Origin of the sequence: Streptomyces sp. NPDC102437 (assembly GCF_044765565.1) — a bacterium.
Taxonomy (GTDB): domain Bacteria; phylum Actinomycetota; class Actinomycetes; order Streptomycetales; family Streptomycetaceae; genus Streptomyces.
The window spans coordinates 63590-78060 of the sequence record NZ_JBIWKI010000010.1 but is presented as its reverse complement, the minus strand read 5'-3'; the positions used below and the strand labels follow the sequence as shown (position 1 = coordinate 78060).

The 14471-nt window shown below is 72.1% G+C and carries 16 protein-coding genes; 6 read left to right on the top strand and 10 right to left on the bottom strand.

Annotation, left to right across the window (positions count from 1 at the left end; all coding sequences use genetic code 11):
- Positions 1-17: 17 nt before the first annotated feature.
- The 3 genes from ACIRJP_RS15015 to sigE form a co-directional block, all read right to left on the bottom strand.
- On the bottom strand, positions 18-1769 hold the full coding sequence (locus ACIRJP_RS15015) for a S1C family serine protease (protein ID WP_404173031.1): 1752 nt from the start codon (positions 1767-1769) through the stop codon (positions 18-20).
- Positions 1770-1879: 110 nt separating this feature from the next.
- Positions 1880-2911 (bottom strand): zf-HC2 domain-containing protein, encoded by a 1032-nt coding sequence (locus ACIRJP_RS15010; protein ID WP_404173028.1) that lies wholly within the window; start codon positions 2909-2911, stop codon positions 1880-1882.
- Positions 2908-3669, bottom strand: coding sequence for an RNA polymerase sigma factor SigE (gene sigE / locus ACIRJP_RS15005; protein WP_404173025.1), 762 nt, complete (start codon positions 3667-3669; stop codon positions 2908-2910). Before sigE ends, ACIRJP_RS15010 begins: the two co-directional genes overlap by 4 nt.
- 181 nt (positions 3670-3850) lie before the next feature.
- Between sigE and ACIRJP_RS15000 the strand changes: the two genes are divergently transcribed.
- Entirely contained in the window at positions 3851-4516 is a 666-nt protein-coding gene (locus ACIRJP_RS15000) for an O-methyltransferase (RefSeq protein WP_404173022.1), read from the top strand.
- A 128-nt stretch (positions 4517-4644) separates the two neighbouring features.
- Here the strand turns inward: ACIRJP_RS15000 and ACIRJP_RS14995 are convergent, their stop codons facing one another.
- Positions 4645-4812: a DUF3117 domain-containing protein gene (locus ACIRJP_RS14995; RefSeq protein WP_003966491.1), complete on the bottom strand. Its 168-nt coding sequence runs from the start codon at positions 4810-4812 to the stop codon at positions 4645-4647.
- Positions 4813-5125: 313 nt separating this feature from the next.
- Between ACIRJP_RS14995 and ACIRJP_RS14990 the strand changes: the two genes are divergently transcribed.
- Positions 5126-5938: an enoyl-CoA hydratase/isomerase family protein gene (locus ACIRJP_RS14990; protein WP_404173019.1), complete on the top strand. Its 813-nt coding sequence runs from the start codon at positions 5126-5128 to the stop codon at positions 5936-5938.
- Between the two features lie 7 nt (positions 5939-5945).
- Here the strand turns inward: ACIRJP_RS14990 and ACIRJP_RS14985 are convergent, their stop codons facing one another.
- Together ACIRJP_RS14985 and ACIRJP_RS14980 are read right to left on the bottom strand one after the other, a co-directional pair.
- Positions 5946-6530 (bottom strand): DNA-3-methyladenine glycosylase I, encoded by a 585-nt coding sequence (locus ACIRJP_RS14985; protein WP_404173016.1) that lies wholly within the window; start codon positions 6528-6530, stop codon positions 5946-5948.
- Positions 6527-6976, bottom strand: a complete 450-nt coding sequence (locus tag ACIRJP_RS14980) for a hypothetical protein (RefSeq protein WP_404173013.1) — start codon at positions 6974-6976, stop codon at positions 6527-6529. The genes ACIRJP_RS14985 and ACIRJP_RS14980 overlap by 4 nt, the downstream gene beginning before the upstream one ends.
- A gap of 132 nt (positions 6977-7108) precedes the next feature.
- Between ACIRJP_RS14980 and folP the strand changes: the two genes are divergently transcribed.
- Complete coding sequence (gene folP / locus ACIRJP_RS14975; protein ID WP_404173010.1) at positions 7109-7981, top strand: dihydropteroate synthase; 873 nt, start codon at positions 7109-7111, stop codon at positions 7979-7981.
- A 48-nt stretch (positions 7982-8029) separates the two neighbouring features.
- On the opposite strand, the gene ACIRJP_RS14970 is transcribed toward folP, so the two are convergent.
- Together ACIRJP_RS14970 and dapE are read right to left on the bottom strand one after the other, a co-directional pair.
- Positions 8030-8779, bottom strand: coding sequence for a TIGR00730 family Rossman fold protein (locus tag ACIRJP_RS14970; protein WP_388582797.1), 750 nt, complete (start codon positions 8777-8779; stop codon positions 8030-8032).
- A 102-nt stretch (positions 8780-8881) separates the two neighbouring features.
- On the bottom strand, positions 8882-9961 hold the full coding sequence (dapE, locus tag ACIRJP_RS14965) for a succinyl-diaminopimelate desuccinylase (protein WP_404173005.1): 1080 nt from the start codon (positions 9959-9961) through the stop codon (positions 8882-8884).
- Between the two features lie 86 nt (positions 9962-10047).
- Between dapE and ACIRJP_RS14960 the strand changes: the two genes are divergently transcribed.
- Both ACIRJP_RS14960 and ACIRJP_RS14955 read left to right on the top strand, forming a co-directional pair.
- The gene (locus ACIRJP_RS14960; protein ID WP_404173002.1) at positions 10048-10995 is read left to right on the top strand and encodes a hypothetical protein; all 948 of its coding nucleotides are present in this window, start codon (positions 10048-10050) and stop codon (positions 10993-10995) included.
- A 288-nt stretch (positions 10996-11283) separates the two neighbouring features.
- Positions 11284-11676: an ATP-binding protein gene (locus tag ACIRJP_RS14955; protein ID WP_404172999.1), complete on the top strand. Its 393-nt coding sequence runs from the start codon at positions 11284-11286 to the stop codon at positions 11674-11676.
- 108 nt (positions 11677-11784) lie between these two features.
- On the opposite strand, the gene dapC is transcribed toward ACIRJP_RS14955, so the two are convergent.
- Together dapC and fdxA are read right to left on the bottom strand one after the other, a co-directional pair.
- On the bottom strand, positions 11785-12879 hold the full coding sequence (gene dapC / locus ACIRJP_RS14950; RefSeq protein WP_404172996.1) for a succinyldiaminopimelate transaminase: 1095 nt from the start codon (positions 12877-12879) through the stop codon (positions 11785-11787).
- A 140-nt stretch (positions 12880-13019) separates the two neighbouring features.
- Positions 13020-13340: a ferredoxin gene (fdxA, locus tag ACIRJP_RS14945; protein WP_018956287.1), complete on the bottom strand. Its 321-nt coding sequence runs from the start codon at positions 13338-13340 to the stop codon at positions 13020-13022.
- Between the two features lie 117 nt (positions 13341-13457).
- Here fdxA and ACIRJP_RS14940 point away from each other — a divergent pair, with 117 nt between their 5' ends.
- Positions 13458-14459: a GNAT family N-acetyltransferase gene (locus ACIRJP_RS14940; RefSeq protein ID WP_404172992.1), complete on the top strand. Its 1002-nt coding sequence runs from the start codon at positions 13458-13460 to the stop codon at positions 14457-14459.
- Positions 14460-14471 lie beyond the last annotated feature (12 nt).

Genomic DNA, 14471 nt, shown 5'->3' with positions numbered 1-14471 from the left:
GTAGCGTGCCGAGCCCGTCACGTGCCGCTTGCGGAACCGAGCGTCAAAGAGATGGACAGGTCTTTACCACCGCGGGTCAGCTTGAGGTCCAGACGGTCTCCCGGACGGTGCGCGCGGATCTTCACGATGAGTTCCTCGCCGCTGTGCACGCGCCGGCCACCGACCTCGGTGATGACGTCTCCGGGCCTGATCCCGGCCTTGGCCCCGGGACCGCCCGGCGTCACCGCGGACTTTCCGGCCGCGCCCTTCTCCCCGACCCTGGCGCCGTCCCCGGCGTACTTCATGTCGAGGGTGACACCGATCACCGGGTGGGTGGCCCTGCCGGTGTTGATCAGCTCCTCGGCGACCCGCTTGCCCTGGTTGATCGGGATGGCGAAACCGAGGCCGATGGAGCCCGCCTGCCCGCCCTCCTCGGACGCACCGCTGTCGGCGGCCCGGATGGCGCTGTTGATGCCTATGACATGGGCGTCGGTGTCGACCAGCGGACCGCCGGAGTTGCCGGGGTTGATCGGCGCGTCGGTCTGCAGCGCGTCGACGTAGCTGATGTCGCTGCCGTCGCCCTTCTCGCCGCCCGCCGTGATCGGCCGGTCCTTGGCGCTGATGATGCCGGAGGTCACGGTGTTGGACAGGTCGAAGGGGGCGCCGATCGCCACCACGGGGTCGCCGACCTGCACGTTGTCGGAGTTGCCCAGCGGCAGCGGCTTGAGGCCGGAGACACCGGTGACCTTGACCACGGCCAGGTCGTAGCCGCTGTCCTTGCCGACGACCTCGGCGCGCGCGGTCTCGCCGCCGCTGAACGTGACGGTGATCTCGCCGGCCTGGCCGGCCGGGGCGACGACGTGGTTGTTGGTGAGGATGTGGCCGGAGCCGTCGAGGACGAAGCCGGTGCCGGTGCCGGACTCGGCGGAGCCGCTGACGTGGAGGGTGACCACGCTGGGCAGGGCGCTGGCGGCGATGCCCGCGACGCTGTCCGGGGCGCGACCGCCGCTGCTGCGTCCTGCCTGCGGGAGCTCGACCTGGGTGAGGCCGCCGTTGCGCTCTATGTAGGCCCCGATGCCGCCGCCGATGCCGCCCGCCACCAGCGCGAGCAGTACCGCGCCGACCAGGAGCGAGCCCCGCCGGTTCTTCTTGCGGCCGGTGTCGGCCCCGAGCGGCGGGCCCGGCTCGGTGAGCGGCTGCCTGGGGGCGCCCCAGGGGTCGTACTGGAGCCACTGCGTCGACGCCCCGTGCGGCTGCGGTTGGGGCTGCTGGGGTGTGTGGGGCGGCGGCGGGGGCGTGAAGCCGGCGGGGGCGGGTGAGGCCGGGGCCGACGGTGCGGGGATCGGCGACGTGGGGATGCCCGCGCCGTTCGTCCCCGCGTACTGCGGGGGTACGGGGGTGCCGTGCGCCGGGGTCGGTACCGGTCGCTGCACGGGGGGTGCGGGCGCCCAGGGGCCGGGTCCGCCGTAGGGCGGGGTGCTGTACTCGTCGGGCTGGTGCAGCGGCGTCGCGGGCCGCGCGGACGGTACGTCGGGAACCGGGGCCGGGACCGGGACGTCGGCTGTGCGCGTCCCGGGCTCCGCCGTGCCTTTCTCGGCCGTCGTGTCCGTCGCCTCCGTCGTTTGCGCCGCCCTCGTCGCGTCCGTCGCCGGAGCCGCGTCCGCCGGGTCGGCCGTGGGCGCCGCGTCCGCTACGAGGGACAGCTCCTCCGGTGCTGTGCGGGGGGTGTGACCCGGCGTCGGCCGGCTCCACCACTTCGCCTTCGGCCCGGTGGACTTCCCGTCTTCCATGCTCTCCCCGCAACTGCCGCAACTGGCCTCTGCACGCCCCGGCAGGGGCGTGCCTCCCGGAACTGCTCCCGGAATTCAACCAGGTTTGCGAATGCTTGCGCAGACCCCGGTCAGTGCCGGACGGAAAGCGGCAGACCGAGATCGTCGGGGGTGGGGAGGGCCGAGGCCGACGACTGCGCCCAGGGCGGTGGTGACGACTGCGTCCCGGACGGTGGCGCGGAAGGCACCGGGGACCGCGCGGCGAGCCGCCCGAACACCTGGGCGAAGAGCGGGGTGGTGCCGGTCGGTCGTATCAGCGGTGGCGCGGACATATTGGTCAGGACGGGTGTGGCGTAGGGGTTCCCCGCGAGGCTCTCGGTGGAGAGCACCACGGGAGTCGCGGAGGGCGCCGCCGGTGCGACGCTCGGCGCGGTCGACGGGGCGACGGCGATCGAGCGCTCGCCCGAACCCCGCGCGGCGAGCGTGCCGTGGCCGCCGGTGGAGCGGCGGCCGGCCGGGCTGCCGCTCTCGCCACGCGAAGGCACGTCGAGCGGGGTCACCGCATTTCCGCCGCCCGTGGCCCGGGCCGCGGAGCTGGGGCCCGCACCCGTGGGCAGGGCACCGCCGAGCGCGATGGCCGCCAGCGAGACGGCGCTCGCCGCCGCGAAGGCGAATCTCCGGCCACGCCAGGGCGACCGCTCGCCCTCCCGGCCCACCTCATGGATCCGGAAACCGGAACGGGAGGGCCCGCCCGGCAGTACAGCCGTCGAGCCGTGCTGGGTCGGGAGGAAGCCGAAGCCGCCGAGCGGCCGGCTCCCCGGCGAGTCCGGGCGGCTGCCGGACGGCTGGATCACGGGGAAGAGCCCGTCGCCGAAGCGCCCGGAGCCGCCGAATGGTCTGTCCGGGCCGTCGTCGTCACCCCCCGGCCCCCCGGGAAGGCCCTGCAGCCGGGCGAGGAAGCCCTCGGACGGCGACGGCGGGGCGGACTGGGCGAAGACACTCTTCAGGCGACGCTGCGCCGCGGCCTCGGCCTTGCATTTGGCGCAGGTGGCGAGATGGGCGAGCACCCGCTCACGGGCGTCGTGTTTCAGCTCGCCGTCGACAAGCGCGGCGAGGCGGTCCCCCAGGTGTTGTTCCGCGGGGGTCGGACCTGTGCCACTCACGCCGTTCCGCCCTCCCCTGCCAGGATCGCGCCCGCCAGCGAGCGCTGCTCCGCACGGGCCTCGGGCGAGCGGTGCTTCAGAGCCTTGCGCAGGTGCGAACGACCGCGGTGGATACGGCTGCGCACGGTGCCGAGCTTCACGCCCAGCGTCGCGGCGATCTCCTCGTACGAAAGACCCTCGATGTCGCAGAGCACGACGGCGGCACGGAATTCGGGCGCGAGGGTGTCCAGCGCCTGCTGGACGTCCGCGTCGAAGTGGGTGTCGTTGAAGACCTGCTGCGGGGACGGCTCACGGCTCGGCAGCCGCTCGGCGGCGTCGTCGCCGAGGGAGTCGAAGCGGATCCGCTGCTTACGACGGACCATGTCCAGGAACAGGTTGGTCGTGATGCGGTGCAGCCAGCCCTCGAAAGTGCCCGGCGTGTAGGTCGACAGCGACCGGAACACTCGGACGAAGACCTCCTGGGTGAGGTCCTCGGCATCGTGCTGGTTGCCCGTCAGACGGTAGGCCAGGCGGTAGACCCGGCCGCTGTGCGTGCTGACGATCTCTTCCCATGAGGGTGGCGTCCACGCCTGGGATTCCGCGTCTGAGGCGAAGGTCGCGGTCGTTGCGGAATCGTTGGAAGAACGGTCAGCAATGTAGGTCACGGATTTCGGCTCACCCGCCGACCTGAGAAAGCGCCGCAGCGCTCCTCCCCGATCCACAGGCGCAGCCGCACCTCCCCTATCGGCTCTGGTGGTGTCCAGTGGAGCCCCTACCATAGCCACCTCGCCCGTTAGCTCCGGATAAGCCTTTTTCCTGCTGGGGCCGGGGATCGCCCCGGAACCGCCGGCCCGTGGCTCCCGGACCCGATCCGCGGGCCGATTCCACAGGCTCTCCCCTGCCTCTCCATAACGCCCGGTCCCATCTGCGGGTTCCCGGGCGCAGCGGATACAGTCACCGTTGCGCCAACTACGGGGACAGGAGAGGGTCATTACCGCCAACCGGCAGACGAGCTGGGCGTTCGCCGACGCCTTTGTCGCCGAGGACGAAGCACTGCACTGGGCCCGGGACCGGGCCCGGGAGGCGGGGCTCCGCTCGGTGTCGCCAGGTACCGGCGCCGCGCTGCGCTTGCTCGCTGCCACGACGGACGCGAAAGCGGTGGCCGAAATCGGTACCGGGACCGGCGTGTCCGGTCTCTATCTGCTGCACGGAATGCGGCCCGACGGCGTGCTGACCACGGTCGACCCGGAGCCCGAGCGTCAGCAGTTCGCCCGCGAGGCGTTCCGGGCCGCCGGGTTCGCCGCCAACCGTGCCCGCTTCATTCCCGGCCGCGCCCTGGACGTACTGCCCCGGCTCGCGGACGGCGGATACGACCTCGTGTTCTGCGACGGCGACCGGCTGGAGAGCCTGGACTGCCTCGCTGAATCGTTGCGCCTGCTGCGCCCCGGCGGCCTGGTCTGCTTCGAGGGCGTCTTCGCGGACGGCCGTACGGTCGATTCCGCGGCCCAGTCCGCGGAGGTGCTACGCCTTCGGGAGCTGCTGCGCGCGGTGCGGGAGAGCCAGGAGCTGCTGTCGACGCTGCTGCCGGTGGGCGACGGGCTGCTGTGCGCGGTGCGCAGGGGCTGAGGCCCTCAAGGCCGCGCCGGCCCATCCGGGCCGTGAACGGCCGCGAACAGTCGTGAACGGTCATGGACGCAGCACTGCCCCGGCACGGACTCCGTGCCGGGGCAGTGCTGAAGTGTGGGCGCCTCTGCTCAGCCGACGACCTTCTTGAGGGCATCGCCGAGTGCATCGGCCTCGTCCGGAGTCAGCTCCACGACAAGCCGACCGCCGCCTTCGAGCGGAACGCGCATGACGATGCCCCGCCCCTCCTTTGTCACCTCGAGCGGGCCGTCGCCCGTCCGCGGCTTCATGGCCGCCATGCTCGTTCCCCTTCCTGAAACCAGCTCATCGCAACCGGCGGCCCCATGACAGGCGCTGTGTCACCGGCATCGAACACATTGCTTCCAGGCCATTATCCCGCATCACAGACCCCGATGACCAACATCGGTCTGCATCGCTTGCGCAACGCGCTCTCTCAAAACCACCCAATTCGGCGATCGGCCTGCGATACTCCGCCACCCGCACCCCCGCATCGGAGCGCAATTGTTAGACGCAGGTCACATATCGGCTCCCGCCCGAGTCGGCCATGCTTGCCTGGACAGGCATTGCCCGAGGTGCGAAGGGGACAACGAAATGGCCGACCACATGGCGGACAGCGTGCTCCACGAAGTCAGTGACGGACTCGCGACGATCACGATCAACCGTCCCGAGGCGATGAACGCCATGAACACCGCGGCCAAGGTGGCGCTGCGGGACGCGCTGCGGTCCGCGGCGGCCGACACCGCCGTACGCGCCGTGCTGCTCACCGCGACCGGGCGGGCGTTCTGCGTCGGCCAGGATCTGAAGGAGCATGTGGCCACGCTCGAAAGCACCCGCGAATCGGGCAGCGGCAACGCGCTGAGCACCGTGCAGGAGCACTACAACCCGATCGTGCGGGCCATCACCGAGATGCCCAAGCCGGTCGTCGCCGGGGTCAACGGCGTCGCCGCCGGTGCCGGTTTCGGCTTCGCGCTCGCCTGCGACTACCGAGTGGTCGCCGACACCGCCTCGTTCAACACCTCCTTCGCCGGCGTGGCCCTCACCGCCGACTCGGGCGTCTCGTGGACGCTGCCGCGCCTGATCGGGCAGAGCCGCGCCGCCGATCTGCTGCTCTTCCCGCGCTCGATCTCCGCGCAGGACGCCCATGAGCTGGGCATCGTGAACAAGCTGGTGCCCGCCGCCGACCTGGCCGCCGAGGCCGCGGCCGTGGCCCGCACCCTGGCGTCCGGCCCCACGGTGGCGTACGCCGCGCTCAAGGAGTCCCTGGCATACGGCGCCGGTCACACGCTGGGCGAGGCGCTGGACAAGGAGGACGAGCTCCAGACCCGGGCGGGCGCGTCCGAGGACCACACGATCGCGGTGCAGGCGTTCCTGAACAAGGAGCGGCCGAAGTACCTCGGCCGGTAACTCCGGGCTACGCCCCCGTACCGCGTGCCACGCAGTCGGCCAGGTGGTCGTCGACCAGGCCGCACGCCTGCATCAGCGCGTAGGCCGTGGTGGGCCCGACGAAGCGCAGGCCGCGCTTCTTGAGGTCCTTGGCCAGTGCGGTGGACTCCGGGGTGACCGCGGGGATGTCCTCGGTGGTGCGCGGGACCGGGCGGCCGGCCGGGGCGGGGGCGTGGGACCAGATCAGCTCGTCCAGCTCGCCGTCCGTCCAGCCCGCCAGCACCTTGGCGTTGGCGAGGGTCGCCTCGATCTTCGCGCGGTTGCGGATGATGCCGGCGTCGGCGAGGAGGCGCTCCTTGTCGGCGTCGGTGAACTCCGCGACGGCGGGGATCTTGAACCCGGCGAAGGCGGAGCGGAAGCCCTCCCGGCGGCGCAGGATCGTCAGCCAGGACAGGCCCGACTGGAAGGCCTCCAGGCAGAGCCGTTCGAAGAGGGCGTCGTCGCCGTGGACGGGGCGGCCCCACTCGGTGTCGTGGTACGCGAGGTAGTCCTCGGTGGAGAGCCCCCACGGGCAGCGCAGGCCGCCGTCCGGGGCCGTTTCGGCTCCGCTCATTCCTGGGGCTCCTCTCCGGGGTGCCCGGTCCGCCGCGGGTCCGGTCCTGGCGCCTCCCACGGCGCTCTCGGGCGGTCCTCGGGCAGCTCCCACGTCTGTGGCGGCTGTTCCTTCGGCGGCTTGATCAGATCGGGTCCGCCGACCGCGGTCGCCTGGGCACCGGCGAGCGCCGACTCCAGCTCCGCGATCCGCGCGTCCCGCTCGGCGAGCTCGGCACCGAGCCGGCTCAGCGCGACATCGACGTCCGCCATCCGGTAGCCGCGCACGGCCACCGGCAGGCGCAGCGCGTCGACGTCCGCGCGGCCGACCGGTCTCGTCTCGGGCAGCGGGTCGGTCAGTTGCTCGGGAGCCACGTCCTGCAGGACGGCGCTCTTCCCCCCACCGACCACCGCTAGGGTGACCGCGGCCACGACCACGACCATCGTCGCCAGCAAGAACCAGAACACGCGCATCTCCCCGGGAGCGGAAACCTGTCCGGGTCCGATCGTGCCATGCGCCGCCGACAACCGGTGGCCGCCCGGACAGCCCTTAGGGTCGCAGGTGACTCACATGGAGATCCGGCGAAGGAGAAACGCGGTATGCGAAGCGGTGCGCTCAGGCTGGGACGGCGCGAATTCGGTGCGCACGAGCCGGTGATCATGGCGATCGTGAACCGTACCCCGGACTCCTTCTACGACCAGGGTGCGACCTTCCGGGACGAACCGGCGCTCGCCCGGGTCGAGCAGGCGATCGCGGAAGGTGCGGCGATCGTCGACATCGGGGGCGTGAAGGCGGGTCCGGGCGAGGAGGTGACCGCCGAGGAGGAGGCGCGCCGCACGGTGGGGTTCGTCGCGGAGGTGCGCCGCCGCCACCCGGACGTGGTGATCAGCGTCGACACCTGGCGCCACGACGTGGGCGAGGCGGTCTGCGAGGCCGGCGCCGATGTGCTGAACGACGCGTGGGGCGGCGTCGACCCGAAGCTCGCGGAGGTCGCCGCGCGGTACGGCGCCGGCCTGGTGTGCACGCACGCGGGCGGCGCGGAGCCGCGGACCCGGCCGCACCGGATCGCGTACGAGGACGTGATGGCGGACATCCTGCGGGTGACCGTGGGGCTGGCCGAGCGGGCGGTGGAGATCGGGGTGCGGCCCGACCGGATCATGATCGACCCCGGGCATGACTTCGGGAAGAACACCCGGCACTCCCTGGAGGCGACGCGGCGGCTCGGTGAGATGACGCAGACCGGCTGGCCGGTGCTCGTCTCGCTGTCCAACAAGGACTTCGTCGGCGAGACGCTCGACCGTCCGGTGAAGGAGCGGGTCATCGGGACGCTGGCGACCACGGCCGTCTCCGCGTGGCTGGGGGCGCAGGTGTACCGGGTGCACGAGGTGGCGGAGACCCGGCAGGTGCTGGACATGGTGGCGTCGATCGCGGGGCACCGGGAGCCGGCCGTGGCACGGCGCGGCCTGGCCTGAGCGGGGCGGTGCGGGGCCCTGCGACGGGCCCCGCACCCCGGACAGCCCTTACCGGCCGACCTCCTTCGTCACGAGGTCGACCGCCTCGTCCACGTCGTCGGTGACGTGGAACAGCAGCAGGTCGTGCTCGGACGCCTTGCCCTGCGCCACCACCGTGTCCCGCAGCCAGTCCACGAGACCGCTCCAGTACGCGGTGCCGAACAGCACGATCGGGAAGCGGGTGACCTTGCCCGTCTGGACGAGGGTGAGCGCCTCGAAGAGTTCGTCCAGGGTGCCGAGCCCGCCGGGCAGTACGACGAAGCCCTGCGCGTACTTCACGAACATCGTCTTGCGGACGAAGAAGTAGCGGAAGTTCACGCCGATGTCGACGTGCGGGTTGAGGCCGGACTCGAAGGGCAGCTCGATGCCGAGTCCGACCGAGACGCCCTTCGCCTCCCGCGCCCCCTTGTTCGCCGCCTCCATCGCACCCGGCCCGCCTCCGGTGATCACCGCGAAGCCGGCCTCCACCAGGGCCTTGCCGATCCGTACGCCCGCCTCGTAGTCGGGCCCGCCGGCCGGGGTGCGGGCCGAACCGAAGACGCTGATCGCGCTCGGCAGTTCGGCCAGCGCACCGAATCCCTCGACGAACTCCGACTGGATGCGCATCACCCGCCAGGGATCGGTGTGCACCCACTCGGAGTCGCCCTCGGTGTCCAGCAGCCGCTGGTCGGTGGTACCGGGCTGCACCTGTTCCCTGCGGCGCAGCACCGGCCCGAGCCGCTGCTCCTCGGGTACGCGTGCTCCCTCGGGGTTGCCCATGACCTGCTCCCTCCGACGACGATCGACGGCCATCTGCCGATGACCATCCGTTGTCAGGTCAGGGTAGATCGACGGAGCTTACGGACAGGGGAATGCCAGGGGTCAGGAGGTGAGCCAGGAGCGGAGCCGCTCCTCGCACCGGGTGATCCGCTCGACCACCACGTGCTCGTCCCGCTTGTGGGCGAAGATCGGGTCGCCCGGTCCGTAGTTCACCGCGGGGACACCGAGGGAACCGAAGCGGGAGACGTCCGTCCAGCCGAACTTGGGCCGGGCGGTGCCGCCCACCGCCGCCATGAACGCCTTGGCCGCCGGGTGCGAGAGGCCGGGCATGGCCGCGCCCGAGTGGTCGTCCACGACGAATTCGGCGACGCCGCAGTCCGCGAAGACCTCGTGGACGTGGGCCAGCGCCTCCTCGGCGGTCCGGTCGGGCGCGTACCGGAAATTGACCACGACGGTGCAGGCGTCCGGGATGACGTTGTTGGCGACGCCCCCCTCGATCCGTACCGCGTTCAGGCCCTCGCGGTATTCGAGGCCCTCGATGACCGGGCGGCGCGGTTCGTACGCGGCGAGGCGGGCCAGGATCGGGGCGGCGGAGTGGATGGCGTTGGATCCCATCCAGCCGCGCGCGGAGTGGGCCCGCTCCCCCTCCGTACGGAGGAAGACCCGCAGGGTGCCCTGGCAGCCGCCCTCGACCTCGGCGTCGGTGCCTTCCAGCAGGATCGCGAAGTCGCCCGCCAGCCAGTCGGGGTGGGCGTCGGCGATGTGGCCGAGCCCGTTGAGGTGCGCGGCGACCTCCTCGTTGTCGTAGAAGACGAAGGTCAGGTCGCGGTTGGGCTCGGGCACGGTCGCGGCGATCCGCAGCTGGACGGCGACGCCCGACTTCATGTCGGTGGTGCCGCAGCCCCACAGCACCCCGTTCCCGTCGAGCCGGGACGGCACGTTGTCGGCGATCGGGACGGTGTCGATGTGCCCGGCGAGCACCACCCGCTCGGCGCGGCCCAGGTTCGTCCTGGCCACGACGTTGTTGCCGTACCGGTCGACGGTCAGGTGCGGGAGGGTGCGCAGCGCCGCCTCGATCGCGTCGGCGAGGTCCTTCTCCTGACCGCTGACCGACGGGAAGTCGACGAGCCGGGCGGTGAGCTCCGGGCCGTCCAGGGTGAGGTCAAGTGTGGTTTCGGGCATGGGACCGACCCTAAGGGACAGGCCCTGATCCGCCGGTCAGGCCCTGGGCCCTCGGCCCCGGCCGGGCGCTCCAGTACGGTGGGCCCGTGCCCCGGACCGTCTCCCCCGCCCGCCGACACACCGGCCGCAGCCGCCCCTTGCGCATCGCGGCGGCCCTTGTCGTGCTCGCCGCGCTCGGCGGCTATCTGACCGTTCAGTACATAACCGGCAGCCAGGTCGTCGAAGGATGCGTCGTGCGGTCCGCGGACGGTTCGGACGGCAAGGGCCGTACGTACCGGATGAGTCCGGAACAGGCGGTCAACGCCGCGACGATCTCCGCGGTCGGCACCTCGCGCGGGATGCCGGAGCGCGCCGTGACGATCGCGCTGGCGACCGCTCTCCAGGAGTCCGGGCTGCGCAACATCGAGCACGGTGACCGGGATTCGCTGGGGCTGTTCCAGCAGCGTCCCTCGCAGGGCTGGGGCACCGAGGAACAGATCCTGGACCCGGTCTACTCCGCCGGGCAGTTCTACCGGCATCTGGCCGAGGTCCCCGGTTACTCGCGGCTGCCGCTCACGGTCGCCGCGCAGCGGGTCCAGCGCAGCGGTTTCCCGCAGGCTTACGCGAAGCACGAGCCGGACGCGGCCCTGCTGGCGGCCGCGCTGACCGGTCGTGCCCCGGCCGCGCTGAACTGTGCGCCGCCGCGGGCGACGGCGGCGAGCGCCGACTCGGCGAAGGTGCGGGCGGAACTGGTGCGCGCCTTCGGCAAGGACGTACTGCCCGCGGCGCGGACGGCTCCCGAGGGCGGCGGGGGCGCCGCCGGAGCGGCGGCGACGAGCACGGTCTCGGTGCCCGTGCCGGCGCCCCGGGCTTCCGAGGACGAGGGCTCGGCCCGGCGCGGCTGGGAGCTGGCGCACTGGGCGGTCGCGCAGTCCGAGGCGCTCCGCCTGGGCGAGGTCTCGTACGCGGGCCAGGTGTGGGAGGCCGGGTCGGGCTGGCGGACGGAGCACAATGAATCGGGCACCACCAAGGTGCGGATCAAGCTAGCTCGCTAGTTCGCACGATCACCCGGAGGTGTCATCCGAACCCCTCCGGGCACCCCCGTCGGACAACACCTCCCGCAATCCCCTCCCCGCACCTCGGTTCCCTTCCCGCAGAAGGGAAGTGACGGTTCACTGACCCTCCCGGGAATGCTGCGTTTGCCCGGATTCATCCATTGCACATCATGTGACGCATTACCGACTCTTTACCTCGCCCCACCGCAACCTCCCCTGCCCTTCCGACGGTTGTCATTGCGTCCGATCAACGGACAGACCCATTTCTCGTCCTGTCGAAGGAGCATCATGTCCCTCCCCCTGACCCGCCGGATCGCCCGTGCCGCGCTGCTGATCGCCGCGGGTACCGCTCCCGTGGTCGGTGCGGCCGGAGCCGCGGGTGCCGCGGAGCTCCCGCAGGCCCCGGAGCTCGGCGGTCTGACCACCGTCGACGGCGCCGGTCTCGGCAAGACGGTCGACGGCGCCTCCCAGCAGGACACCAAGGTGGCTGGCGACACCGGCGGGAGGATCGTCGGGACCACGCTCCCGGCCGCGACCAGGACCGTGGGCAAGGCCGGTGCCGAGACCACCCCCGCCGTGCAGAAGGCCGCGGGCGGCGCCGCGGGCCGGCTCGTCGGCGAGGCCGCCGGTACCGCCACCCAGGGCGGCCTGCCCACCCAGGGCCTGCCGATCGGCGGCTGACCCGCGCCGGCCACCGGCCGGCACATCCCATACGCGAGGGGCCTCGGGAGTGCGCACTCCCGAGGCCCCTCGCATGTCCCGCCGGCTCGCGTGTGCGGCCGGGTTGTCTCAGCCCAGCCGCTTGACCGCGGCCGCCACCCGCTCGTCCGTCGCCGTGAAGGCCACCCGTACGAAGTGGTCGCCGGCCGGTCCGTAGAAGTCGCCCGGCGCCACCAGGATGCCGAGCTCCGCCAGGTAGGCCACGGTCTCCCAGCACGGCTCGTCGCGCGTCGCCCACAGGTAGAGGCTCGCCTCGCTGTGCTCGATCCGGAAGCCGTGCGCCTCCAGCGCCGTGCGCAGGGCCTCGCGCCGCTGCGCGTACCGGGTCCGCTGCTCGGCCACGTGCTCGTCGTCGCCGAGCGCCACGACCGTCGCGGCCTGGACCGGGGCGGGCGTCATCATGCCGCCGTGCTTGCGGATCAGCAGCAGTTCGCCGAGGACCGCCGCGTCGCCCGCGATGAAGGCCGCCCGGTAGCCGGCCAGGTTGGAGCGCTTGGAGAGCGAGTGGACGGCGACGATGCCCTCGTACGTACCGCCGCAGACGTCCGGGTGCAGCACGGAGACCGGTTCGGCCTCCCAGCCCAGCTCCAGGTAGCACTCGTCGCTGAAGACCAGCACGTCGTGCTCGCGGGCCCAGGCGACGATCCGGATCAGCTCGTCCTTGGCCAGGACGCGGCCGGTCGGGTTGGACGGCGAGTTGAGCCAGAGCAGCTTGAGCCCGGCCGGGTCCAGCTCCGTCGGGTCGTCGTAGACCACGGGCTCGGCGCCACAGAGCCGGGCGCCCACCTCGTACGTCGGGTAGGCGAGGCGCGGGTAGGCCACCTTGTCGCCCGCGCCGAGACCGAGCTGGGTCGGCAGCCAGGCCACCAGCTCCTTGGAGCCGACGACCGGCAGGACGTTGTGGTGCGTCACCCCGACCGCGCCGAGCCGCCGCTCCACCCACCCGGTGATCGCGTCACGCAGCTCGGTGGTCCCCCACACCGTCGGATAGCCGGGGCTGTCCGCAGCGGCTGCGAGCGCCTGCCGGACCAGCTCGGGCACCGGGTCGACGGGCGTGCCGACGGACAGGTCCACAATGCCGTCGGGGTGGGCCCCGGCCGTCGACTTGTAGGGCGCGAGCTTGTCCCAGGGGAAGACCGGGAGACGGGAGGAGACTGCGGACACGGAACTCTGCTTTCTCGTACGGGGGTCACGCGGGACACGCGAGGGGTCTCGGGCCGCTCGTCACCCGGGCGTGGAAACACCTCGGTCCCGCACGGTGACGAGCCGTACGGGACCGGGGCTGCGCACGTGCCGGCCGCCGGCTACTGGTTCTGCGGCGGCAGCGCGGCGATGAACGCGTGGTCGCGCTCGATCAGGCCCAGCTTGGAGGCACCACCGGGCGACCCGAGGTCGTCGAAGAACTCGACGTTCGCCTTGTAGTAGTCCTTCCACTCCTCCGGGGTGTCGTCCTCGTAGAAGATCGCCTCGACCGGGCACACCGGCTCACAGGCTCCGCAGTCGACGCATTCGTCCGGGTGGATGTACAAGGACCGCTGGCCCTCATAGATGCAGTCGACGGGGCACTCTTCGATGCAGGCCTTGTCCTTTACGTCGACACAAGGCTGCGCGATGACGTAGGTCACGCTGTCGTTCCTCCTCGGTAGGGCGTTGGCTCTCGCGCGGGAGCGCGGCGTCGTCGATGCCCGCACCTAGTATCTCCGTTCCGGGGCACGAACCGAACAGGAGGGGCGTACAGAGCTGTGGAATTCACCATCGGCGGACAGCTCGAGGTCCGAATCACACCGGCTGACGTGGGCAAACGGGTATCAGTCCGGCGTGTGTGCGAGACGGCCCCACAAGGAGCGACGTTTGCCGACACGGTAGGGGTTCTCACATCGTGGGACGACGGTGTGCTCTCGATCACACCGAAGAGCGGTGAATCGGTCCGCATCCCGGAATCGGTTCTGGTGGCCGGCAAGGTCGTGCCCCCCGCTCCGGCCCGGCGGCGCGGTCCGGCGGCCTCCTTCGAAGAGCTCGCGCCCGTCCTCGCCCGTGCCTGGCAGCCGGTGGAGAGCGAACCGCTGGGCGACTGGCGGCTGCGCGCCGCGCGGGGGTTCACCCGGCGCGCCAACTCCGTGCTGCCGCTCGGCGATCCGGGCGTCCCGCTCGACGAGGCGCTCGGGCACGTCCGGCAGTGGTACGGGGCACGGGACCTGCCCGCGTACATCCAGACCGCGACCGGCGCCGAGGACACCCAGGAGCTGCTCTGCGCGGAGCTGGAGGAGCGCGGCTGGCACCGCGAGGTGACGGCGGAGGTACGCACCGCCGGGCTCGCACCGGTCGGCGATCTGGACGCGGACGTGTCCCGGGTGCGGCTGAGCCGGGACCTCGACGAGACCTGGCTCTCCCGCTACCAGCGCTTCGAGACCCCGGGACCGCACGTCCTGGCGGTTCTGCGCGGTGGCCCCTCGGTGTGGTTCGCCTCGGTGCCCGGCGACGAGGAGGGCGCGGCGCCCGCCGCGATCGGGCGGTGCGTGGTGGACGGGCGCTGGGCCGGCTTCATGGCCGTCGAGGTCGATCCGGCACACCGGCGCCGGAGGCTCGCCTCCGCCGTGATGAGCGCGCTCGCCCGCAGGGCCCTGGAGGAGGGCGCCTCCGCGGCCTGGCTCCAGGTGGAGACGGACAACGAGGGGGCGCGGGCGATGTACGAGGGCATGGGGTTCGCGGTCCACCACCTCTACCACCACTTCCGGTCGGCGTGACGGGGACGGACG